Raw genomic sequence first — 24,249 nt, forward strand, 5'->3', positions numbered from 1 at the left:
CTCCTTCCTTAGCCCCGAAGCACGATTTCTTGATAGATGGTTATGACAAACGATACGATCTGCTGCACCAGACTGAAGAAAAGCAAGCACAGAAAAGCCATAAAAGCCATGGCTACAAGGGTAAGCAGCATCGTAAGCACCGTCTTAGCCGGTGTGTACTGATGAACGGTCATGTTGCCCACGAATAACAGATACACTGTCCAAGCCACAGCAAGTGCATTGGAGAAATAATAAAAGGCTGTCTCCTGCGCGGAAATGACGAGACTCAGCCAGATCCACGGGAAATGAATCAGGAGCAGCGGCACCAGTGCAAAACACGTCGACATGAAAATCTCCGAAAACTTGCCTTCTCCGTCCATCAGGGTCGTTAGCGACCAGTTGGCCACACACCAGAACAGTACCGGGATCATGACATACAACACTTCAAGCAAGCTATTCAGATACTTGGGATTGTTAAAATTAATGAGAAATCCGCTGTACTGGGCATGCAAAATCTTGGTAACCGTCAGCAGCACCATAATCATACAGGCAATCAGCAATGTCGTTCGTTGATTACGTTCATATTTCAGTTCCCAGTACCCATCGAACGGGTGAAAGATGAGGTGAAGCGGATACTGGTAAAGCTGCTTACTTGGCGCTTGCATTTGTTGTCCTCCTTTTCTGCCTGCGAACGATGACGACGGTAACAAACGCAGCAACAGCAAGGAATAGACCGGACATCATCCACGAAAAATGCTCACGCATCAGCTCCTTGCGGAACAAAAGAAAAGCTTTGGAGTAACCCTGCCGCTCCATGCTACGTTTGAAATATTGCGCAGATTCGGCATAATCCTTCTGGCGAAGAAGCGACTTGCCAATACCCGCATAAGCATACTCCAGGTTCGCATTCATCTCGGCGGCCTTGGCGAACAGCACCGAGGATTGATCTTCATCCCCGTTGTAATAACTGCGCACCGCTTCGTGCAGCGTGCGCCCGTATTCCGTGATCTCGAATACCGTAATCTCACCGAGCGCCTTATCCAGCACAAGCATTCGGTCTCCTGCACGTTCCAGTGCAACTGGTGTGTTAAACTGTCCCAACCGATTGCCTATCCCCCCAAAAATATGGAGCAGGTACCCATCACCGTTATAGGTGAATATTCTCCCTCTGCTGGAGTCAAGCACCGAGTACATGTCACTGTCTCCCACGTCTACATCAATCAGGCGCGATGGCCCTGCTTCATTCGTGTACATCAGATCACCTTGTGGGTAATGATAACCTTGTCTGCGCAAGATATCGGTCCCCTGGGCATTCAGCTTCTTGATTGGATCTTTGCCGCGGTCACCGCTCGTGGCATAGATGAATCCCTCTTCATCCATATCCAGGTTGGTGAATTCCGTCGGCGTGAACATGACCATCTGACTGCGCTGCTCGCGCGTGGCAAATCGTTTCCACAAATACTCTACTGGGTCAACTTGAACCCTGTTCGCCCCGATAAAGGAGGAAAATGTACCGTCGGCACTGAACTCCATGAATCCGTCAAATACACCCGCTGCCATGACATAAATGCGGTCTCCTTTATCCATGACAACCCGAACGGGTTTGAATTGGAAATCCGCTTGTAACAGATCCGATTTCGGTTCAGCCAGAACCTTGACCAATTGGCCTTGTTCATTCAGATGAACGACCCGTTGATTGTCGGTATCCGCAATGAGAAGATCCCCTTTTTCACTTACATACAGCCCTTGCGGATTATTGAATTGCTCCTTCTTTCCCTCACGTTCAAAGGAATCAATCGTCCGGACCAGCTTCAAATTACGATCCATTTCCACAATGCGACCATTGCCGGAATCCAGTACAAACACCCGCTGATCCGCGGTAACATGCATGTCACTTGGTTCTTTGAATGCACCAGCGTTCACTTTTTTTCCCGTAATGATGGACGTGGCCTCGTATGCTGCAGGAGCCGGAACGGAATCGCCCCAGTAGGAATATTGGTAAGCATCCTGCTTGCCATCTGCACTCACGGGTGCTGCCTCCTGGCTGAACCACAGGAGGCAGACCATGCCCATGATGATCCAGCCCTGCTTGTTCCATGTGCTTATCCGCACCTCGCTGCCTCCTTTCTACTCTTTCATGCCCGAAGTAGCCATCGTCTGCATGACACTGCTCTGGGAGATGATGAACAGGGTAATCGGTACGATCATAAGCAGCAGTGCAACCGCTGCACCAACCCCCGCTCTCGCTATTCCTCCCTGAACAATCTGGCTGAGCGCGTAATGCAATGTTTTAAGATTTTCACTGTAAATAAAACTTCCACCGTCTGTTCCCCAGAGGGCCGGAAACTGCAAAATCATCAGAGTAAGCCAAGCTGGCTTCACATTAGGCATCACAATACTCCAGAAAATCCGGTATTCATTCGCGCCATCAATTTTAGCTGCCTCCAGCAGTGCATCCGGGATCTGTTCCATGAACTGCTTCATCAGAAACAGTCCCAACGAGAATGCTAGGGATGGCACGATAATCGAAGCATGACTGTTAATCCAGCCGAGCCAGGACATAACCATGTAGTTCGGGATGGCAGTGACATGCGGCGAAAACATGAGGGACAGAATGACAATTGTGAACAGCACCTTAGAACCGGGAAAACGATATTTCGCCAGTGGATAAGCCGCCGCTGAGGCCAGAAGGATATGTCCTGCCGTACCCAGGATCGTAATGAGCAATGTATTGGCAATATAACGGGATAACGGTACCCACGAATTGCCCATCAGATTGATCAGATCCGCGAAATTCTCCGTTGTCGGATTGTTCACCCAGAAGCGCGGTGGAAAAATAAACAATTCATCCAGTGGCTTAAATGCGTTGTTAACAGCATAGATGAGAGGTAACACCATAAATGATCCAAACACGGCCAGCAGGGCAAACAGCATCAGGCTGACGGTAAATGACCGATTCAGTCTTTTGGGCATGCCGAACACGGCACGTACTTTGCTGGTCATTGTCATTCACCTATCTTTCTCAGCATTTTTTGCGTCAAGACGTTCGTACCAAGCATCAGTGCAAACAGCACCGTTGCAATGGCCGAGGCATAACCCATCTCGAAGCGAATGGTGCCGAAGTCCATCAAGTGGGTAACGACCGTATGCGCTGCATAGTTAACACTTGGGAAACCGGCCAGGGCAATCGAAATTTCGGCTACAGCAAATGAAGCCGTAATCTGCATGACTGCGCCAAACATGAGTTGGGGTCTCATCGATGGCAGGGTAATATACCAGAGCTCCTGCCAGCGATTTTTGATCCCATCCACTGTACCGGCTTCCACCAGCGAGCGGTCAATCGTCTGCAAACCTGCGATAAAAGCCAGGAAGCTGGTTCCAAGACTGAGCCATAGTTGAACGATAATGACGATGGCCAGCACGTATCTCTCATCTGCGAGCCATTGGATGGGTTCCAGGGTGACGCCCAGACGCATCAGGAAGCCATTCATGTACCCGTAGCTGTCACCGGAGAAGATGATCAGCCAGATGAAAAACACGTTACCGGATATGGACGGAGCGTAGAATATCAGCGTCATAACCGCCCGGATTTTGGGCGACAGTTCATTGATGATCCAGGCAAACAAAAAGCAGGCAATATAACTGACTGGGCCGGTGATGACGGCAAACAGCAGCGTATTTTTCAGAGCTATTAAAAAGACATCGTCCCCCAGGAACAAGCGTGAATAGTTTTGCCAGCCGATAAAACGCGGCAGCTCCAGCATATTGAAATGGAAAAAGCTGAGCCCAAGCGAAATGCCGACCGGAATGACAGTGAACATGAAAAAGATCAACATAAACGGTGCCATCAATACGTAATAGTGTCTGCTGAGATACAGATCCCTTTTCAAAAGGGACCACCTGCCCGCTGGACGCGTATGGATGGCAGGAGCGGCTGCTGTCTTGGCTGTTTTGGCTTGCAACCGTTACCCTCCCTTCCTTCTACTTCAGATTGAATTCCTTGCGCTTTAACTCGATTTCATTATCGATATACAGGACATAGTCTGACAGGGCCTCACGCGGGTTTTCGTTGGCGTTGACCACTTTACGGAATGCATTGTCCAGATGCCTGCCTGTGAAATAACCTCCCGGAAGCTGTGGGATACCTTGTACCCATTTCCATTGTTTCTCCAGATTTTGATAATCCTTCACGGGCCAAGGCAGCTGCTGCAGTGCCTTAATATTGGCCGTCGGATAACGGGCAGCTGCCCCCATCAAGCCTTCCATTTCTCTTCCGTATTCGATCTGGGTCTGCTCATCGGTCCACCATTTCATGAACTTCCATGCAGCTTCCTTGTTGCCTGCATTTTCGAGCATCATCACGGCGCTGGTCGCACTGGCTACCTCATGCCGTATAGTACCGTCCGGAAGCTCAGTACCCGGAACAATGGTAAAATCCCAGAGGTTGCGAATTTCCGGTGCCATAACCGTCAGCATGTTGTACGTTGTATAATCGGCGATGCCAATCGGCATTTCCCCAGTACGGAACCGGTTTGGAAAGTCTGCCTTGAGCGGAAATTTGTAATTGGTATAGAACTGGGTCCAGCGTTTAAAAGCATCCATTGAAATCTCCGAATCCAGTGCACTCTTCTTCTGATCTTCCGTATAGAAGGTGCCATCATTTTGATACAACAGCATGGCAAAAGTGGAGTTCGGTACAAGGTTTGCATTGTTCAGCGTATCCTCGATGGGCAGATAGAACTCCATGTTGTGTTTTTGCAGCACCGCGATGGCGTTATAGACGTCCTGCCATGTCTTCGGCGGTTCAAGGCCCAGCTCATTCAGGATATCTTTACGGTAAAAAAGCATCGGGAAGTGCTGCTGCTCCGGCAGCGCGTAGACCCCGTCATTGTAACGGTAAGGCGTCAGTCCGCTTTCACGGAACCGTCCGGAAACTTCTTCGAAGTCCGGGAACTTGCTCAGATCCGCTGCCGCATTTCTCATCGCATAGTTCACGGGTATGTCCTCACCCATCTGCATGGCCACGTCCGGTCCTTCCCCCGAAAGCGTTGCAGGCAGCAGAATGTTGGGCGGAACAAGACGCAATTGTACCGAGACATCGGTATCCGGGGTAAACGAATCATCGATCAGACCCTTAAGCACCTGGGCTTGGTCCCGTCCAGTTGTAATCCAGACGGTAATCGCGTCTTTCTTTTGCTCCACGTTGCCGATACTGTCGTAATCTTCCGTATAGGAAGCCACATAGGCACCCAGTTCATGCTTTACTTGCTGGATGGCCGAAGAATTTGCATCCGGCAGTGACCCACCTGGCTGGGATACGACAAGGTAATCCATCGTAATGGGCTGCTCTCTCACGGTCAGAATCCAGGTGCCAAGTCCACCCACGTTAATCTTGAATGTATCCAATCGTTTCGTTACCGTCTCTGGTCTGGCCACCATATCCTTAAGCTGAACGACCATTGCATTCAGAATCGCAACTTTATCGCTCTGCTCACCCGTGGCCTGCTCCAGATAGGCTGCAACCGAGCTAAGTGTATCCGCCTGTCGTTGAAACACCTCGGTCATCTCCGGAATACGCCGTTCGAGCTGATAGTCCCGCAGTGGATCGGGTTGGTTCGAAGTGATCATTAATATTTTGCGGTACATCTCGTTCAGTTCCAGCACGCTGGACTCTACCGTACGGAGCAGCGGGGCAATATCACCCAGTGTGACTGTCATCCGAATGCGGTGTTTCCCTTTTTCAAGATGGAACTGATAGGGCTGTTCTTCTCCGGCTCCGAGGACTTGCGTTTGCCAGGAAGGACTGTAATTAAAACGAATGCGTTTCATTTCCTTAAACGGTACCTTGCCGTCAATGGTGAGACTGCGGGTGGCATAAATGCCGCGCAGTTGGTCCTGCTTCACCTTCAGCGCGATCTGATATAACCCGTCTTCCGGCACGTCAATCTCCCACTCAATCCATTCACCCGGCAGTTTCCAGTTTATTCCTCCAATGGCGTTAATCCGAATCTTCGAAACGTGATATGGCTCAAGTGAAGGACTGGATCGATCCGAGATGGGTGACAGTGTCGGCGAGGACTTGCTCGCTGCCTGCTCTGCCTGAACCTTCAGCATGACAGGCTCAGCCGGTTTCAAGCCACGTGTCTCATAACTTGCCTGCAAATCCGCATAAGAAGGGACGTCCTCTTCCTGATACAGTTCAATATAATCAATGGCCATGCTCTCTCTTAGCGAGGTGAGCGTTAAATCCTGTGTACCCTTTTCAAAATAAAATTGGAACGGCTCCTCGAAGTAACCTGCGCTATCCCTGAAGGAAGCGAGCTGCCACTCGGGCTGTTCCACCTGTCTCGGCCTGAGATCGTTGCCGCGGTCATCCCGCCTGATGTCTTCTTCCCGATTGCCCCACACCCTGTCGAACAGCAGGACGTCAGCCCCCCTGAATGGTACCTGCCCGTTTAGCTCCAGCCTGCGTTCAATCCCTGAACTCTTGCCTTCAACGGGATAATAATGGATGCGGACATGGTACAGACCACTCGCTTGTACGGGCACATCCCAGCGGATGCTTCCGGTTTCAGGCGTAATGACGGCTTTGCCGTCCAATTCCTCATATCCCTGTACAACTTCGAACGCTCCGCCGTCCGCCCGAACATAAGATTCGCCTTCAATTCGTATGACGTTATCCGGCTTGGCGCTGCTGGCATGCATACTCAGATAATGTTCATAGCTGCTTTCATCGTCCGTGTTCGAGACCGCTTCAAAATCTTCGAGCGCATGTACCGTTCCCGTGCTTTGATCACGCGATGGATAGATCGTCCAGATCGAGAACACTAAGGCCAGGACAAGCACCAGAATCAGCCCCATTTTCTTACGTGACCGCATGTTCGAATGTATCCCCTTTCCTGTAAGCGTAGCGACCATAAAACGGTTGACTAACTAACCCGGACAGACCACACCCATACTGATGCGTTCTGCCCGTGTATAGTGTAGGTGCTTATTTATATACCTCATCAATCGCTGCCTGGAATGGAGCCTTGTATTTCTCAATCAGCGTAGATACGGATACGCCCTCTTTAAGCTCTGCATCAAAGTCCCAGAATGGCAGGGACGGGAATGTATTGTGGTCGAGTACAAGCATGCCCTCTGCAACCTCTCTGGCGTTATTGATGTCCGCCTCATCTGTCAGGTGTGTCTCCAGCGTGGATTGGCCGGGATACTCGTAGATCGAATCGATCTCGTTAATTTTCTCCCAGATGTACATCAGTTGTTCCGGGTTCTCCACCGCTTTAGGAATTGTAATTGCTTGGTAGCGTGATTCACCGGAGTGATATGCCGAAGCACTTGGTCCTTTGGGAAAAGGTACAAAGCCGATATCATAATCCTTCATATCCGTCATAATGCCTTCCACTTCGTACATTGCCCCTGAATACATCAGCGTATTACCTTGACGGAAGAAGGTGGATGGTTCTGTCCAGTCACCGCCTTCTGAAGCTCTGCCGACTTTCTCCGTTGCTAGTTTGGACAGGAAGTTCAGCGCTTCTTTGGTTTTCGGATCTTCCAGGTTCTGCTTATCCTCTTTGGTCAGAGAAGCTTCGTTGGAATACAAAATTGGTTCAAGAAGGCCCGTCTGAGCAAGTCCCCACGTATCCAGCTTGCCATCATTGTTTCGATCCTTGTTTGCTTCCTTTGCGACGCTGAGGAATGTATCCCAGTTCCATTCATCGGCATCCACATATTCCTGCAATGGCTTCAAGCCCAGTTCCTGCATAAGGGTCCGATTGTAGAAAATGCCATTAATGAACGAAGATTGATCTTCGGTAAACCCGTAGCCCTTGCCTTCGTACTGCATGTATTCCTTGGTCGTTTTCTGGTTGAATACCTTGTCGTTCTTGATATAGTCATCTACTGGCCACAACAGATCCTGTTTGGTCAATGCGGGGATGGCGTAGTCCTTACCGAGCCTTACAAAGTCCCCAAGCGGTTCACCAGCCATCAGGGAAGCCACCACTTTCTCCTGATACTCACCAAAGTCGATGGAAATATATTCGATGTTAAAGTTGTGTTTTTTCTTCAGTGCTTCCAGATTTTCGAGGCGCTGAATATTGTCCGGGTTATTGTCCTGAATCTCCATATCCCACCAAGCAACCACTTTGATGGTCCGGCCGCCCATATCAAAATCCATCTCCGGTGTGGAGTTTTCATTCTCGGGCTCAGTTTCGGCAGGTTGTTGTTCCTCCTGAGGTGCCGGTTTCTCCGGTTCAGGTTGTGCGGTTGGCGTAGAACTGCATGCAGCAATTAACAGCATGACCGCGAATACCAGGCTCAGCAGCATAAACTTGTTCTTTCTCATCGTCTTCCCCCCTGATTGTCGTTTGCTCCCACAGTGTATCTCTCGGATGAAAGCGTAAACAACCTGATGAAAATTAGATATTTACCCTGTCAAATTATAGAAAGGCGGGCTTTTGAAGAGATGCGCTGTCTTTTTAATGTGAATTGGTAAAGAAATGCACTGTCTGCAAAAAGTTGCACATTGTATGCGCTTTCTTTTATTCCCATAATAAAATTATGCCTTTATCCAGAGATGAACCGCCGAACGAAATTCAGGAAGGTGAGGTCATGCTTCTTGTACAATATGCTGCTTGTCGATTACAGTGGCCGTTGGTGCAGAGAACTTCAGCAACTGCTGAACCATAACAAATCGCAGTATGTGATCGGTGAATGTGTCCATTCTGCTCCTGCAGCCCTGACTGCTTTGTCTGAACAGCAATTTGCCATTGTTGTTGTATTTACGGAGCGGTGTGATACGGCTGGGCTGTGGTTATGTCACCACATACGGAAAACAAGTGATATTCCAATCCTTCTGCTGGGTGGAAGAGATCACTACCGACTTGTGCGGAAAGCACTGGCTTATCAGGTAAATGACTATTTGTCGGGTCCAGTCGGGCCCTCTGATCTGCTGAACAGTTTACTTGGAATGCAGAACAGGCTGAGCTCTGAACCAGTCAAGCCAAGTCTGCCTAGTAAATTCCCTATTCCAATCTACGGAAAAGCAATGAACTCCAGTCATGTCATCCGCCTGGTCAAAGCCTATATCCGGGATCATCTGGGGGATGAAATCACGCTAAGGAAAATTTCCGATATGCTGCATTTCAATTGCGCTTACCTCGGCCAGAAGTTCAAGCTGGAGGAAAATATGTCTTTCACGGATTACTTGCTTCAGCAGCGTATGGAGAAAGCCAAGCAGCTTCTATCCTCTACCAGTTTGCGAATATACGAAATAGCTGTAGAGGTCGGTTATAAGGATATTGATTGGTTCTACAAAAAGTTCAAATCGTATACCGGTTCAAGTCCCAATGCCTACCGGAGACAGAAAACCCATACGGCATAGGTATAAATGAATCTGTTTGCTATTGGAACGCTTCCAGACAAAACCAAAAAACGCAGGAGCAACTGCTCCTGCGTTTTTATCATATCCAGATCCTTATGACATCTGATGAAGACAGTTGACCTATCGTCAATGTAAGGAAGCATACTTGACTCTTGAAACATGTCTCAGCCAATCATTTCTGTTTCTTACATTTCCCCTATCGAACCAGCAAGGATTCGCGATATTCCTGCGGCGTCATACCTGTCAGCTTCTTGAACAGACGCGTAAACGAATGAGCTGCTTCATAACCGACTTGCAGCGCGATCTCCCGCACCATAAGATCCGTATGGGCCAGCAGCTCCTTGGCTCTTCGAATGCGGCAATCGTCAATAAATTCGGACAAGTTGATCCCGGTTTCCTGCTTGAAGAACCGTGAGAGGTAGGATGGGTTGAAATGATTCATTTCAGCCAGTCGGACCAAGGATAAGTCCTTCTCCAGATTGTTTTTGATGTACGTGCATATCGTTTGGGTCACCAAATTAGCCCGTTCCGCTTCATTGGCCTGTTTGAATTGAACCAACTGATCAGCAGCTTGGTACAGGTTGTGTACGGCCTCTCTTATACTTCGATAATCTCCGAGATGAAGAAGGCGTCGCTGATCAGGGATCTCATGCGGAAGCCCCCAACGATTGAATGTGGTGTACAGCATCAGTGCCAAGTGATAGTACGTCTCCATCGCTCGCTCCATGATCATGTCCTGCTGCAGCAATTCGTTGATCAGCTCTTCAAAGACGTCATAAAAAGCCTGGAACCTGCCGGTTTCCAAATAACCGATCATTAATTCGATCCGGCTTGAAATGCGGATGTAATCCTTGGAAGCCCCCACTGCAGGTTCTTCGGTTCTATCTGTTAACACCATGGATACCCCATCCCCGATCTTCATCCATTGCAGGAGACGCAAACGTTCGTATTGTCTTGGAATTTGGGACCATGGACAGCCCTGTCCACTTAATGCGAATGCTATGGATACACCTAAAGAGGACTGGCAAGCTTCTTGAACAAGTTCCAATGTACCTTCGACATAGGTGACAAAATGATCGTCCCCGCTGACATTCTCTTTATTCGGTTGAATCAGCCAGACCGCATCGCCATAATGATCGGTTACACTGGCAGACATCGCATGTTCACGTATAAGCGAAGAGCCGATCACTCGAATGGATGCCTGAACATGCTCGAGATCAGCCGGGTTTACAGGCATCGTGTTGAATCGTCCAAGCACCAGGAACACCGGGGAATCGGCTTGCAATTCAATGTTTCTTCGGGTCAGCTCAGCTTGGATCTCATCTGCTGAACCGGCCGGCTTACACTGCTGAAGAAGCTTACGCACATATTCCTCCTGCTGCAGCGCGGCTAATCTGGAAGTAATCTCATCAGACTGTTCCAGCACTTCATTCATGGTATGACTTTGCCGAATCTCTTCGATCACCTGTTCGACGACGGTCATCACTTTGTCATAGCCCTCCGTTTTGAGTAAATACCTTACGTTGCCCATTTGAAAAGCCTTGTAGGCATAATCAAAATCACTGTGTCCTGTCAAGAAAATAACGCGGCATTGCGGCCATCGGGCCTGAATCTCCTCAGTCAGCTCCAGGCCGCTTGTTCCCGGCATGCGGATATCTGTCAGAACAATGTCTATCCTGGAGCGCCGCATCCAAGATAACGCCTCCGCAGCTGAATAGGCTTTGCACACGTCAAGGCTGTCTGGCATATATCTGGCAAACGTCTCATACAGACTATCCGTTATAATCTCCTCATCGTCCACGATTAAAAGTCTATACATTCGTTATTCGTCTCCCCTTCCTTCCGCCTGAATCCGAACAGCGACTCTGAGCCCCTGCAGCTCACTCTTGGAGAGAAAAAGACCACTTTTTTCCCCATAGGTCAGTCTAAGGCGCCGGTGTATATTCATTAATCCGGTCATTTCATCTGTACTTGTTTCATTCAGCAGCCGTTCTTGGAGGAGCTCAATATCTTCCATGCGCAGCTCGTTACCGTTGTCTTCCACGACAAATTCGATATAGGACTCCTCCTTATAGAAATGTACGCGCAAGAGACCCGTGTCTGTATTTTTTTCAAGACTGTGCTCGTAAGCATTCTCAATAATCGGCTGAATAATCAGCCTGGGCACCTGAATCTGTTCCATCTCCAGGGGTACCTGTCCGAAGTCCACCTTAATACGTCTGGAGAATCGCAGCTGCTGAATTTCCGTATAGATTCGCGAATGCTCCACCTCCTCCTTCAAAGGAACATGATCTGTCCCGTTTCGGGTAATGAAGCGGAAATACTCGCCAAGCATGTTCGTAAATTGTTCAATGCGATCCGTATCTCCTGTTCTGGCGAGGGAATTCAAAATAAAGAAGCTGTTGTACAGAAAATGTGGATTAATCTGGGATTGAAGCTGTCTTAATTCGGCCCGCTGCATCATCATGGTCATTTTGAAATCACGGTCAATCAACTGCCGAAGATTTTCGATCATAAGATTGAAACGGCTGTACAAAAAACCGAATTCGTCTTTTCGATGATGGTTGATTGGAATGTCCAGCACGCCTCCCTCCATTTTCTTAAACCTTTTGACAAGTAGCAGCAGCGGCATGTGGATCAGCTTGTAGCTGGAATACAGATACGCCGCAATGGCGATGAATGAAGTGATGGCAAAAATCCAGGCCCATTGAACAAATCTGCTGAGAGGTTTGGTTACGATTTCCTCCGGCAAATAGGTGGCTACGGACAATCCCAGCGTACTTATATGAAGCTGGTTCACATGATACAAGGTATCGTCCACACTCACCTGAAAATTGCTTTGCGGATTCGTAAGGCTGGACTTGCGGTGACTGGACAGAATGGCATCACGCCGCTGGTCCGAGATGGCAAGCCCCGTTTGGTCCTCAATCAGCAATGTTGCGCTCTCGGGATAAAGATTGAGCTGTGACAATTCATTCTGAACTTCAGCGTTATCCAGTTCCACTTGGACAACAAACAGCGGATCCTCAACTCTTTGGCCTGTTAGTCTCACAGCGCTAAGATTCAGGTTGTCACCTTTCACAGTAAAGCGAATTCCTTTTTCTTCTCGGGTTGAGCTAAAGTAGCTAAAGGATTCCTGATCAAAGTCATCAATGCCCTGCACCGCCGAAACGCTCTTGTTGACTGAAGGGATATGTACGTAAACGTTCCTGATGTAAGCACTGCTGTTTTTGAAAGCAGCCAATCGTTCCGATAAATAATTCAACGTTTCACGTCGTTCCACTTGATCCATCATGTTCCATAGAATGGCAAGCCGGTTCAGTTTGCGGTCTTCCGCGATGTCGAACTGCTGCAGTTCCATCCATTCGATCTCCCTGTTCAGCTCCATGGCAAATTGGTTCAAACGCCGATCTGTTGACAAGGATATTTCCTGGCTTGCAGTGTCGTAACTCCAGTGATATAGATATACGCCGAGAAGAATCAGCGGAATGACAAAAGCCAGGTAGGTCATGATTAGTCTTGCAAATATGCTATTGAGCCACGACTGGGCAGGAATCCTAAACAACCCTTTCACCTCCTGTGAGCCAAACCGCGAGAAGGTTTGTGAATTAATTCGAAGATGCCAACGAGCTGTGATCCCCTCCACCATTGATTCTGAACCACGCATTCACCTCCGATGTAATTTCTTCCCCACCGAGCTTGTACCAATCGTCGACGAACCGATCAAACTCTTCGGGGGGCGAACCGAGGATAATATTCATGTAGGCTTCAAGCTGGAGATCTCGAAGAATAATTTGCCGGTCAACCATGCTTTCGGTTATGCCCCCGGTATATTCGTCGTATATCAGCTGCCCGTTCAAGTCATAGGCATCGGCAATGCTAAAAGCACCCGAAGGGCCATAGGTCTGTTTCCATCCCCATCCACTCTTTATGCCTTCCGAGTCATAAGCAACTATTCGTTTGTGGATCGCAAGTGCTTCATTCTCCAGACTGGAGTAATCTCCTTTTTCTGTAGCGTCACGAATATCTCTGTAGGCATCTATGTTTTTTGTTCCTGGAAACGGAGTTACTGGCGAAAGCTTCCATACGGCAAGTGAGTCATCATTGTAGTACTTTTCATACTCAGCTTGTTCACCCCAGTTTTTGTCCAGATGCAGATTCATAAGCTTAACGATGACCTCAGGATGCGCAAATCCTTTTTTTACGGCAAAATATTGTCCTGTATTGGAACGAAGCGGGACCCGTATGTCTTTTCCAGACTCGGCCACAAGAGGGTATGCTTGCCACTCTGCGTCGGGGTCCGTATCGCGCGTAGTCTGAAGCATGAATGGGGTCCACTGTTCACCATACAGCATGCCTATTTTACCGTCCTGAACCAGTCGAGACTCCTTGCTTCCGTTTTTGTAGGCAAACTCGGGATCAACTTGGCCATCAAGGTATAAGTTTCGCAGCATCTCAAGCGCTTTTTTGACCTCTGGTTGTATGCCACCGTAGACGAGATTCCCCTTCTTGTCCTTGATCCAGATATTCGGATAAGCCTCGTAACCCGCCATGAATCCGGATACGCCCATGACGGGATCCCACAAATAACTCGTCATCGCCATTCCATAGGTGTCGTTTTTCCCGTTACCATCGGGGTCTCCTTCGGTGAACGCTTCCGATATGTTCAGGACATCCTCCATCGTTTTGGGGGGCTGTAGATTCAATTTTTCCAGCCAATCCCTTCTGACCCACAGATACTGCGCCGTTTCAATGGAAGATGACGATTCAGGGATAGCCATCAGTCTACCGTTTATGGTAGCAGCGTCGAATGCACCTCTACCCTCAGCCTCCAATATTTTTTTGGTAAGAGGAGTGGCTTGCGTCTGGTACACTTCGGTCAGGTCTTCAATCAATCCGGCATTGCTTAACTGCCTGAGTTGGTATGGGTTTACTTTGACAACGTCAGGGAAACGGCCTGAAGCAAGCGCTACCCCCAGCTTCTGATTATAAACGTCACCCGTTGCGATCCAGTCATAACGAATCTGAATACCCAATTCTTCTTCATACAAGCGTGTCCAGCGATTATCTATCAGACTTTCACCCGGTAAATCCTCAACCATTCGCTCCAGTTCCTCCCCTGTTTCCCTGACAAAAGTGACTTGTATGGACGGAACATATTTCCCTTCCTCCTCATAAGGCTCTCCCTGCTGCCCCGCGGGTAACGGTTGCGTCTGCTCCGACATTCCTTGCATAAGGCTTACAGGCATGAGCACCGTAAGGAGCAGAATTAAGGTCCATCTTATCCTGTACTTCCATCGATTAGACACGACAACTTGCCCCATTTCTATTGGAATGAATCATGCCATTTATTTGACGGATCATCCGGAATTCAACATTCTATATCCAATGATCTGTAGGCGTACAAAAAGCCGCCACCAGGCGACTTTATATACCATTGTGTATTTGTTGCCTAGACGACCCGGTATTCGAAATTGGAGAAATCCGCCATGCCTCCAATAACCTTCGTTGAGTAGAGGAATAAGCCAATCCGGCAGCCCATAAAATGGTCCAATTTATAGAACATCTTGTGGGGGATGCCAATAGGCTTCCACTCCGTATCATCAAGATAGGCAAATGAACACTCATCCTGATTATTCACAAAATTGCCTGACGCCTGGAGCGTAACGACCGGCCCGGCTACGGGAATTCGTGCATGTTCCGTCGCCGGCTCCTGATCAATCAAATTCCCGAATATGCTGGAATCCTCACTTTCCCTTGCTTGCATGACTAGGTAAAACTGTCCCTCATCCCTTGTTAAAGCAATCAAACCGTAGGTTCCTATTAAAAAACATATTCCTGCATAATCACCATCGTTTAATCCGCTGCCATCCAGTGTCACGTTAACCGTACATTCAGGTCCCATCGCGCGCTGGGTTAATGTATTCACGGCAAACGTTAAGTTCGGACTGAGCTGACCGCTCCGAATACGATATGTACCAGGCTTCTCGGTTACAGTCCAAAGCGCATCATGGGGCGTATGATTCCACTGCCAAAAATCACGCAGGCGTACTCTACCGTCTTCTCCAACGTGATAACTGAAATCGTCGCTGCCTACCAGAGGGCTGTATTGATAATCCGGCCTTGTACTGGGAATATCAATTTCTTTTGGTGCCTTGCTTGCAAAAACGGGTATACTGCCTTCAAAATGCACAGGAACAAGTACTGGAATACGACCCACCGCACCATGATCCTGAAACAGCATGGCATACCATTCTCCATCCGGTGTATCAACAATCCCACCTTGCGCAACACCTGAATTGAAATAACCCATATCATCGTTAAAAACTTCCCCACCGACAAATTCACCGTCTATCGTATCCGCCATGAAGTAAGCTTGCGTTCTTCGTCCCGCCTCTTTCGAAATGTGAATCAGGAACACATAATACTTCCCATTGATTTTATAGAAATGGGCTCCTTCGTAACCCAGATGGAAAGGCTCTCGCTCTTTTACGATTAAACGCTGCAATCCCCCCGGTTTAGGTCCTGACAGATCACCCTTTAACTCGATCAGATGAATTTCGGTATTGCCATGTACCAGATATACCCGGTCGTCATCGTCAAAGAAAAGTGAGCAATCATGATAAAAGCCCTCAACAATGCGTTTGTTCCATGGCCCCAATATAGAAGAAGAGGTGTACAAATACGTTTTTCGCGTATCATTGGCTACAAAAATTACATAAAAAGTCCCTTGATGATACCGAAGTGAAGCTGCCCACATTCCTTTACTATAAATCTGCTTGCCGCCTTCCAGTCTTTGGGCGGGCGTGTCATCCAGTCTATCATACACATGAGTTGCCACTTCCCACTGCATCAGATCATATGAACGCAGGATGACACATCCTGGCATCATATGCATCGTCGTACTCACCATGTAGTACGTATCTTCTACGCGGATAACATCGAGATCCGGATAATCAGCCCATAGGATCGGATTGTGATGAACCATGCCTTAATACACCCCGCTTATTTATGAATATTTTAAAAATAGCAATTCAAACACTGACTCCTCAGTCAAAATCATTTTACATGTTTTAATCCTGAAGCGACAGAAAAAAATAACATCTTTCTCCGTTATAATGTAGGTTGATGCCACAAATTAAGCGCTTTCAAAAATAGATAAGCTAATGTGACCTTTTCTTTAAAACCATATATATGCCCAAAAAAGAAATTTTTAAGGGCGGCTTCAAGGTATGATTATATAACTAGGGAGGCCCGTGAGGCCCCCCTTAAACTTGTTATTTTTCCGGGTATGGATCAATCATGCGAATGGTTCCATCGGAGTTATACGTCAGTTCGGCAAATTTGACACAGCGCTTGTAATCGACTCCACCGGACAGAGAACAGTCATGATAAAATAAATACCATTTATCCTTAAATTGAACAATGGAATGATGTGTTGTCCATCCCAAAACAGGCGGTAATATGGTGCCCTGGAATGTGAATGGTCCCATAGGATTGTCACCTGTAGCATATACCAGCTTGTGCGTTGTTCCCGTGGAGTAAGACAAGTAATACTTGCCATTATACTTGTGCATCCATGGTCCTTCGAAATATCTGCATTCTTCGTTGCTGGCGGTAAGCGGCTTGCCTTCCTGATCCACGATTACAATTTCCAATGCTTCCGTAGACATAGAGAGCATATCCTCGCTGAGCTTGGCAATTCGTGGACCAAGCGCAGGCGCATCCGGAGCAGGACCTTCGGCATCTTCCACGTAGCTTCCCGTCTGCCACTTCTCCAACTGACCGCCCCACAGGCCGCCAAAGAGCATGTAGGCTTCGTTGTCCTCATCAATGAATACGGCAGGGTCAATGCTGAAGCTGCCTGGGATGTACTGCTCCTCCGGTTGGAATGGACCTTGGGGAGAAGAGCTTGTTGCTACACCGATCCGGAAGATGCCATCATGATCGCGTGCGGGGAAAAACAGATAATATTTTCCGTTTTTGTACGCAGCATCTGGCGCCCACATCTGACTGGATGCCCACGGGACATCCTTAACGTGCAGCACTTCACCGTGATCCACGACCGGTGAATTCAGATCGGCCATGGACAATACATGATAATCCTCCATTTTGTATTGGTCTCCGTTGTCATTCACCGGACCGTCATGATCCAGATCATGAGATGGATAGATATAGATCCGATCTTCAAAAACATGTGCTGATGGATCTGCAGTATAGATGTGGGTGACTAGCGGTTGATGCGGTTTAGGCACTTCAGACATTCAAATACTCCCTTTCAAAAGAGATGATTCAATTTCAAATTTATTTTCGGACGCTTTAACGATATAAGTATCACTTTTTCTCCATTGCAGCACGCTTCGGAATTTGAGCGACGCGCTCATAAGCCGGTTTGGGAGCATGCGACTCATCGAACAAGAATGGCCAATTTTTCCTGCCTCTGACCGGGAAATGATCAAGCCAGGTATAATCATCGGCTGCTCCCCAGAATGTGACGGCACTGATGTGTTCACGATATTCGTAAAGGAGACGGAAAATGGATTCATAACGCTCGGCTTGCAGTTCCAGCATCCCCTTCTCAGGACGAGTCAGGTCCGTACGTCGGTCGTCAAAGCGAAATACCGATACGTCAAGTTCAGTGAGCTGAAGCTGAAGGCCAAGCTGGGCATAACGCTCAATGGCAGCACGCATGTCGTCCAGCGTAGGGTCGTATAAATTCCAGTGTGCCTGCAAACCTACCCCATGAATCGGTACGCCTTGGTCCAGCAGTGAACGGACAAGTCGGTAGATGCGCTCCCGCTTATGCGGGTTGGACTCGTTGTAGTCGTTATAAAACAATAGAGCCTGTGGATCTGCTTCATGAGCAAACTCGAATGCTTTCCCAATAAAGTCCTCCCCGACAATATCCAACCATTTGGAAGGCCGCAGAAATGCACTTTCATCATTCTCATCAGAGATGACCTCATTCACAACATCCCAGCAGTAGATCACATCCTTATATCTGCCGATGACAGTCTGAATATGCGAGCGAAGCCGTTCAAGCAGTAGATCCCGCTCCGCCTTTTCGCCCATTTCGTTTTCGAACAACCAATCGGGAGTCTGATTATGCCAGACCAGCGTATGTCCTCGCAGTGCCATGCCTTGCTCTCTGGCAAATGCAGCTATGACGTCTGCGTTCTCGAACGTGTACAGATTCTCCTCCGGGTGTAGGCTTGAAAATTTCATTTCATTTTCTGCGGTCAAGCTGTTGAAGTGGTAGGCCAGCAGCGAGCGCTGGCTGTCGATCGTCAGGGGATTAACCGCTGCACCGATATGAAAAGCATCCTTATATAAAGCCTTCAATGATTCCTCTTCACGCCTGGATTCCATAATTCCCCTCCTCCTGATTACCGAATAAGTAATATTAGTTCGTCTCGTTAGATCAGTTAGCTAGTTTCATAATCGAACCAATCGAAGCGTGCAGGTGTATGACTTGCCTGGCCGTTGCCCGTGGCATATAACCCGACTACCGCTCCGGTAAAGCACATTTTATGCACAAAGTCCTCCGGAGAGATGGCCCGTGCTGAACCCGTGCCAAGACTTACCCAGTCCTGTTCATCCAAGGAGCAGCTCAGTTTATACTCCGTCTCCGTTGATTCAATCCGAAGAAACAGCTGCTCAGCTTCAGTCTCATTCTCGTACACGATTTTCGACTCTCCACGTACCGTCAGACGGACAAAAATGAGGTTGCGTCCTTCCGACCTTTTAACACCAAGCTCATAATGCGCATCCTCATCCCGGCGAATGCACATGCCCGCTTCTTCTCCATCAGCAGTCGGCACAAATGTCATGCTCGTTGTGTAGCAGGCCTGAAGATGCTGCTGTCTACGGCCAATAAACGTAATCTGGCCAACGTCGCTGAGATTTGCCTCCTGCCCGTAAAGTGTCAAAGAACCCGGATTATCCGTTATGGAGCATGCTCCTTCTGACGGATTGCGCACAAACATCCACTGCGGACCCAATTCTTCATTGAAGTCATCCCGGCCTGCAACAATTGCTGCATTACCATCCGCTTGAGAAGGAACTGACATCGGCATACGCTGAATCGTCATGTCCAGGCTTACCGTGCCTTCATTGTTGTCAATGTGCGGCCAGCCCTCATTCCAGACAACCGGCGCAAGGAATGTTTCGCGTCCAAGCACGCTATATCCGTCTTCTGTCAAGCGGACGCCAAGGAATACAGCCCACCATTCCCCGTGATGATCCTCCACCAGATCGGCATGGCCCAAATACTGGATTGGGTGGTCCAAATGGCGGTGAGTCAGAATCGGCTCTGGATACCTTTCGAACGGACCATACGGATGTTCGCTGCGACCGATGATTTCGCGATGCTCCTTAGCCGTCCCTCCAGAAGCAGACATCATATAGTACATCCCGTTGATTTTGTACAAGTGCGGCCCCTCGGTCCACGGTCCACCGTCTCCGTGCCATACTACCTGCGGTTCGGATAACGCCTCTCCTGTCATGATGTCGATCTCATATTGAATGGCATGAGAATCGTAGTCCGCTCCTCGCTGCGCCGTAACATACACTTTTCCGTCATCGTCAAAAAACAGTGAGGGGTCGATTCCCCCATACGGAATGCGAATCGGATCAGACCATGGTCCGGCAGGGTTGGTTGCCGTAACATAGAAGTTCCCGATACCTCTAACATCTGTCGTGATCATATAAAACGTACCTTCGTGGTATCGAAGCGCAGGTGCGTAAATCCCGTCCGAGCTCTTCTGACCAGTCAAATCAAGCTGGCTCACCCGATCCAATACGTTGCCGATCTGCTCCCAGTGAATCAGATCCGGGCTCCGGAAAATCGGAACTCCCGGAAAATACTCAAACGAACTGCAAACAAGGTAAAAGTAATCCTCTGCCTTCACAATGCTCGGATCCGGATAAAAACCAGGAAGAATCGGGTTCGCATAGCGAATTTGTTGTACTTGAAGCTGTGACATTTATTCCTTCACACTCCCTACATTAAGTCCTACGACAAAGTATTTTTGCATGAACGGGTATACAAGCAAAATCGGAACGGAAGCCACAATGGTCACGGCCGCACGAATGGAAATTGGGGTTACCTGAGTCGAATGCTCCGCCCCTATACCATTGGCTACGGAAGGATTGCTGTTGGCGTTCATACTGGAAGACAACAATTTCATCAATTCGTATTGCAGTGTGCTGAGCTCTTGACGAGACGACGTGTACAGAAAAGCATCAAACCAGGAGTTCCATGCCCCGACGGCAACAAAGAGCGCAATGGTCGCCAGCACAGGTTTACATAGCGGAAAAATAATTTTCCAGAAAATCCGGAAATCTCCTGCACCGTCTATTTTCGCAGATTCAATCAAGCTTTCGGGTATGGTGTAAATATAAGTACGAATGACGATCAGGTTAAACGCACTTACCAGTGATGGCAGGACATACACCCAGAAGGAATTAATCAAATGCAGATCCTTCATCAGGAAGTATCCCGGAATCAGCCCGGCATTGAAATACATGGTCAGTACAAAAATAGTTGTAATCAGCCTACGGAAAATATAATCGCGCCGGCTCAGCGTATAGGCCAGCATGGTGGTCAAGAAAATATTAAGCAGCGTAGAAAGTACGGTCCGCGCAACTGAAACCAAAAACGCATTATAGATCGTGCCCGAAGCAAAAACTGCTTTGTAATTCTGCAAGGTGAAATCACGAGGCCATAAATATAAGCCTCCCCGAATGGTGTCATTCCCTGCATTAAACGAAACTACAATGGTGTTTAAAAATGGATACAGCGTCACAATTACGAGCACGATCATGAAAATCGTGTTAAAGGTGCCGAACAGAAACGGTTCAAGGCCTCTGGCACCAGGACGGCGTGCAGAAAGCGCCGATGTATTTCCTAAACCGGACAATGGTGTTTTTTTCATCTTATAAGAGCCTCTCTTCCCCAAGCCGCTTGGCTGTCCAATTCGCTACAAGCAACATCGTAATGCTGACCACGGTCTTGAATATACCGCCTGCAGTCGCAAGCGAATAGTTACCCTGTGCAATCCCGTATTTGAGCACAAAGATATCAATCGTTTCTGCCCAGTCAACAACCAATCCGTTACCCAGCAAATATTGAACCTCGAAACCGGCCTCTAGAATATGCCCGATCGACATAATCAACAGGATGACAATGGTAGGCTTGATTCCCGGCAAGGTAACATTCCACATTTTTTGATAACGGTTAGCTCCATCAATGTCGGCAGCTTCGTACTGTGCCGGGTCGATCGAGGCCATGGCCGCCAAATAAATGATGGTACTCCATCCGACTTCTTTCCAAATGTGGGAGCTTGCAACAACGCCCCAGAAATACTTGCCTTCCGTCAGCCATAGAATAGGCTCATTAATTAAATGCAATTTCATCAGGATATCGTTGATAATACCGTCAGAAGCGAGTGATGTCGCTACGATTCCGGTAACAATAATCCATGATAAGAAGTGAGGCAGATACGAGATCGTCTGCACTGTCCGCTTCCACAGGACCTTCTTGATCTCATTAAGCAGCAATGCCAAAACAATAGCGGTTACAAAACCCAGAATCATGTTGATGATACTCATGGCTAGCGTATTGCGAAGCACTCGCAAAAAATTGTCATCGGTAAACAAAAACTGGAAATGCTTAAATCCTACCCACGTCTGCTGTGAGAAACTCCGGGCCGGTTTATAATCCTGAAAGGCCATCGTCCAACCCCATACAGGCACATACGCAAAGACAATAATGTACGCAAGCAGAGGAACAGACATCCAAATGAGTTGTCTCTGTGCTTTAATATTCTGCCAAGTAATCCGCCTGATTTTCGGTTTTTTCTTCGGGCGGAGCGGCTTGGTACCCACTACAATTTCCTCCATAATATCAAGCTCCCTATCCATCTTTATAATCAAAGGAAAACGTCGAAACAACCAGAACACATCTGCAATAACCATGTTTCAAAAGAATCAGGAAGGAAGGTTATCTTCCTTCCTGACATAAGTTGTTTTTATTTCACAGACCAGTTATCAATTCTCCACTTCAACACTTCATTGATACGATCTTCATATGCCTTGATGTCAAGCTTTTGAATCTCGGAAACGTATTCGCTCCAAACATTGTCAAACTCTGATGTACCGGCCAAGATGGCTTTTGGCAAATATTTGGTCGACAATTCGTTCAACTTCGTATTGGCAATCTTGGCTGGAGATCCCTCTACCACATCGACAGACCAAGCAGGGTAAGTCACCGGATTCTCTGGTGGAGCACTGAAGAAATCGACATAACTGTTGAAACCATATGCATCCAAAACTTCCTTATCAAACGGTTTCAAACTTGCCTGGTATTCTTCTGGCTGATTACTTGCCGAAGTTGCGTTGCCATCGCTAAAGTACCCTTCCGTTTTCGGCGCAGTTCCATAAAATGCGTCAGCTTTGTTGGCAAGCTTCCAAGCAGCATCCGATGCATTGTCGCGTTGTTCTTGTGTTTTCATGAAGCGGCCTTCTTCATTGACATAATAGTCTTCATCCACAATGCCCCAAGTGAGTGTTTTCTGCCATTCTTCCTCCATCAGTTTATCGAGCACTTTGAGGATTTTTACAGGGTCTTTGGCACTCACGGTAATACCGAAACCATTGTTGAGATTCAGTGCTGCGCGGTCACGATAATAGTCTTTGGTGCTGCTGTCATACACAAGCGGGAAACCTACATAAGTGCGTTCAATTTTGTCTTGCGTTATGAGAGAATCTTCCGCGCTTTGGAAATTCCAATGTTGATCGAACATGCCGAGTACCGAACCACTGGACAATTTGGCCATATATTGGTCGTAGTTCTGTGCAAACGCTTCCTTATCAAGCAAGCCTTGGGCATTGATTTCATTTAGCTTCTGATAGTACTGTTTGGCATAATCCTTATCGGCGAAGATCTCCGCCTTGCCATCGTTGACGACCACTCCGCCATCATTCGGATGACCGATCAAATGCTGAGGCGGGTTCAACAAGCCCCAGTTTTTCCAGTCATAGTTCAGGACTTCAAAACCGATGGTCGGCTTGCCGTCAATAGTCGGATATTTCTCTTTGTATTTCGCGATCAGGTCGAAGTATTCATCCAGTGTTTTTGGAGTCGGGTAACCGAACTCTTTCAGCACAGCTTTCTGAATCCAGAACGCGGGACCGCTGTAATAGGTGTCAGCTACTTCGCCGTTATATGCACCATAGTTTGGCAGGTAGTAGATATGTCCATCATTCGGGTCCTTCATTTGATTCCAGTACTTCTCGTAATGTTTTTTCAAATTCGGGGCGTGTTCTTCAATCAGATCTTCAAGCGGAATGACTGAACCTGCAGCTGTCAGTTTGGTATCAGCTGAGATCAGGTCTGGATAATCCCCACCAGCAATCATAACGCCAAGCTTTTGGTTTTTGTCACCGGCCAGAAATTCGAACTTGAATGATACGCCAAGCTCATCCTTCATTTTCTTGTAAATCTTGTTGTCAGCGGTTGGCTGCTGTCCGGCCTCGTTAAGGAATACCGAGATTTCTATCGGATTGTCAGGCCCTACCTCTGTACCGCTTCCCTCTTCTCCGCTGCCTGGGTCACTTGTACCGCCGGAACAACCAGCCAGTACAACGCTCAGTGACAACAACATGGTTGCCCCCATACGGAAAAACTTCTTTTTACTTTCCCCCATAAAGCACCTCCAAAGTTTGATTACGCCTTCATGAAAGCCCTTTCATTTGAATAATTTCATTATAAATTTAATGGTAAATGGAAAATACACCCGAATTATAGCTCTTTCCGAGAAAAACTCAGGTCTTCATTCTATAATCTATAGATTCAACCGTACGCGATTTTATAAAAGGATTTT

General features: G+C 47.9%; 17 protein-coding genes. 1 reads left to right on the forward strand and 16 read right to left on the reverse strand.

Features of this window, described 5'->3' with window-relative positions; genetic code table 11:
* Positions 1–8: 8 nt before the first annotated feature.
* The 6 genes from MHB82_RS17755 to MHB82_RS17780 form a co-directional block, all read right to left on the reverse strand.
* Complete coding sequence (locus MHB82_RS17755) at positions 9–644, reverse strand: Yip1 family protein (protein WP_341175475.1); 636 nt, start codon at positions 642–644, stop codon at positions 9–11.
* Complete coding sequence (locus tag MHB82_RS17760; protein WP_437126794.1) at positions 628–2,091, reverse strand: hypothetical protein; 1,464 nt, start codon at positions 2,089–2,091, stop codon at positions 628–630. Before MHB82_RS17760 ends, MHB82_RS17755 begins: the two co-directional genes overlap by 17 nt.
* Before the next feature lie 15 nt (positions 2,092–2,106).
* Positions 2,107–2,982: a carbohydrate ABC transporter permease gene (locus tag MHB82_RS17765; RefSeq protein WP_076288847.1), complete on the reverse strand. Its 876-nt coding sequence runs from the start codon at positions 2,980–2,982 to the stop codon at positions 2,107–2,109.
* A gap of 2 nt (positions 2,983–2,984) precedes the next feature.
* A complete protein-coding gene (locus tag MHB82_RS17770) occupies positions 2,985–3,902 on the reverse strand; it encodes a carbohydrate ABC transporter permease (protein ID WP_375335157.1) in 918 nt (305 codons plus the stop codon).
* Positions 3,903–3,960: 58 nt separating this feature from the next.
* Positions 3,961–6,858 carry an extracellular solute-binding protein gene (locus MHB82_RS17775; RefSeq protein WP_341175476.1) on the reverse strand — a complete coding sequence of 966 codons (2,898 nt, stop codon included), beginning with the start codon at positions 6,856–6,858 and terminating at the stop codon, positions 3,961–3,963.
* A 112-nt stretch (positions 6,859–6,970) separates the two neighbouring features.
* Complete coding sequence (locus MHB82_RS17780; RefSeq protein WP_095357511.1) at positions 6,971–8,326, reverse strand: extracellular solute-binding protein; 1,356 nt, start codon at positions 8,324–8,326, stop codon at positions 6,971–6,973.
* 282 nt (positions 8,327–8,608) lie between these two features.
* Between MHB82_RS17780 and MHB82_RS17785 the strand changes: the two genes are divergently transcribed.
* Positions 8,609–9,364 carry a helix-turn-helix transcriptional regulator gene (locus MHB82_RS17785; protein WP_176475926.1) on the forward strand — a complete coding sequence of 252 codons (756 nt, stop codon included), beginning with the start codon at positions 8,609–8,611 and terminating at the stop codon, positions 9,362–9,364.
* Positions 9,365–9,560: 196 nt separating this feature from the next.
* On the opposite strand, the gene MHB82_RS17790 is transcribed toward MHB82_RS17785, so the two are convergent.
* From MHB82_RS17790 to MHB82_RS17835, 10 genes are all read right to left on the reverse strand, one after another.
* Positions 9,561–11,183 carry a response regulator gene (locus MHB82_RS17790; protein ID WP_110823088.1) on the reverse strand — a complete coding sequence of 541 codons (1,623 nt, stop codon included), beginning with the start codon at positions 11,181–11,183 and terminating at the stop codon, positions 9,561–9,563.
* A 3-nt stretch (positions 11,184–11,186) separates the two neighbouring features.
* Positions 11,187–12,929 (reverse strand): sensor histidine kinase, encoded by a 1,743-nt coding sequence (locus tag MHB82_RS17795; protein WP_341175477.1) that lies wholly within the window; start codon positions 12,927–12,929, stop codon positions 11,187–11,189.
* Positions 12,930–12,972: 43 nt separating this feature from the next.
* Positions 12,973–14,673: an extracellular solute-binding protein gene (locus MHB82_RS17800; RefSeq protein WP_341175478.1), complete on the reverse strand. Its 1,701-nt coding sequence runs from the start codon at positions 14,671–14,673 to the stop codon at positions 12,973–12,975.
* A gap of 143 nt (positions 14,674–14,816) precedes the next feature.
* Positions 14,817–16,352 carry a glycoside hydrolase family 43 protein gene (locus MHB82_RS17805; RefSeq protein ID WP_341175479.1) on the reverse strand — a complete coding sequence of 512 codons (1,536 nt, stop codon included), beginning with the start codon at positions 16,350–16,352 and terminating at the stop codon, positions 14,817–14,819.
* A 289-nt stretch (positions 16,353–16,641) separates the two neighbouring features.
* Entirely contained in the window at positions 16,642–17,628 is a 987-nt protein-coding gene (locus tag MHB82_RS17810) for a glycoside hydrolase family 43 protein (RefSeq protein WP_095357506.1), read from the reverse strand.
* Positions 17,629–17,698: 70 nt separating this feature from the next.
* Positions 17,699–18,733 carry an endo-1,4-beta-xylanase gene (locus MHB82_RS17815; protein WP_426641396.1) on the reverse strand — a complete coding sequence of 345 codons (1,035 nt, stop codon included), beginning with the start codon at positions 18,731–18,733 and terminating at the stop codon, positions 17,699–17,701.
* 56 nt (positions 18,734–18,789) lie between these two features.
* Complete coding sequence (locus MHB82_RS17820; RefSeq protein ID WP_341175480.1) at positions 18,790–20,349, reverse strand: glycoside hydrolase family 43 protein; 1,560 nt, start codon at positions 20,347–20,349, stop codon at positions 18,790–18,792.
* Complete coding sequence (locus MHB82_RS17825) at positions 20,350–21,189, reverse strand: carbohydrate ABC transporter permease (protein ID WP_255247771.1); 840 nt, start codon at positions 21,187–21,189, stop codon at positions 20,350–20,352.
* A 112-nt stretch (positions 21,190–21,301) separates the two neighbouring features.
* Complete coding sequence (locus tag MHB82_RS17830) at positions 21,302–22,267, reverse strand: ABC transporter permease (RefSeq protein ID WP_095357593.1); 966 nt, start codon at positions 22,265–22,267, stop codon at positions 21,302–21,304.
* A 128-nt stretch (positions 22,268–22,395) separates the two neighbouring features.
* Positions 22,396–24,072: an extracellular solute-binding protein gene (locus MHB82_RS17835; protein ID WP_095357502.1), complete on the reverse strand. Its 1,677-nt coding sequence runs from the start codon at positions 24,070–24,072 to the stop codon at positions 22,396–22,398.
* Between the last annotated feature and the right edge of the window lie 177 nt (positions 24,073–24,249).

The sequence above is a fragment of the Paenibacillus sp. FSL K6-2862 genome, assembly GCF_038005125.1.
Classification (GTDB): Bacteria; Bacillota; Bacilli; order Paenibacillales; family Paenibacillaceae; genus Paenibacillus; species Paenibacillus illinoisensis_A.

Coding starts and splice junctions, on each gene's coding strand:
- MHB82_RS17755 (WP_341175475.1), bottom strand. CDS start 644: ATGCAAGCGCCAAGTAAGCAGCTTTACCAGTATCCGCTTCACCTCATC.
- MHB82_RS17765 (WP_076288847.1), bottom strand. CDS start 2,982: ATGACCAGCAAAGTACGTGCCGTGTTCGGCATGCCCAAAAGACTGAAT.
- MHB82_RS17775 (WP_341175476.1), bottom strand. CDS start 6,858: ATGCGGTCACGTAAGAAAATGGGGCTGATTCTGGTGCTTGTCCTGGCC.
- MHB82_RS17780 (WP_095357511.1), bottom strand. CDS start 8,326: ATGAGAAAGAACAAGTTTATGCTGCTGAGCCTGGTATTCGCGGTCATG.
- MHB82_RS17785 (WP_176475926.1), top strand. CDS start 8,609: ATGCTGCTTGTCGATTACAGTGGCCGTTGGTGCAGAGAACTTCAGCAA.
- MHB82_RS17790 (WP_110823088.1), bottom strand. CDS start 11,183: ATGTATAGACTTTTAATCGTGGACGATGAGGAGATTATAACGGATAGT.
- MHB82_RS17805 (WP_341175479.1), bottom strand. CDS start 16,352: ATGGTTCATCACAATCCGATCCTATGGGCTGATTATCCGGATCTCGAT.
- MHB82_RS17810 (WP_095357506.1), bottom strand. CDS start 17,628: ATGTCTGAAGTGCCTAAACCGCATCAACCGCTAGTCACCCACATCTAT.
- MHB82_RS17815 (WP_426641396.1), bottom strand. CDS start 18,733: ATGGAATCCAGGCGTGAAGAGGAATCATTGAAGGCTTTATATAAGGAT.
- MHB82_RS17820 (WP_341175480.1), bottom strand. CDS start 20,349: ATGTCACAGCTTCAAGTACAACAAATTCGCTATGCGAACCCGATTCTT.
- MHB82_RS17825 (WP_255247771.1), bottom strand. CDS start 21,189: ATGATCGTGCTCGTAATTGTGACGCTGTATCCATTTTTAAACACCATT.
- MHB82_RS17830 (WP_095357593.1), bottom strand. CDS start 22,267: ATGGAGGAAATTGTAGTGGGTACCAAGCCGCTCCGCCCGAAGAAAAAA.
- MHB82_RS17835 (WP_095357502.1), bottom strand. CDS start 24,072: ATGGGGGAAAGTAAAAAGAAGTTTTTCCGTATGGGGGCAACCATGTTG.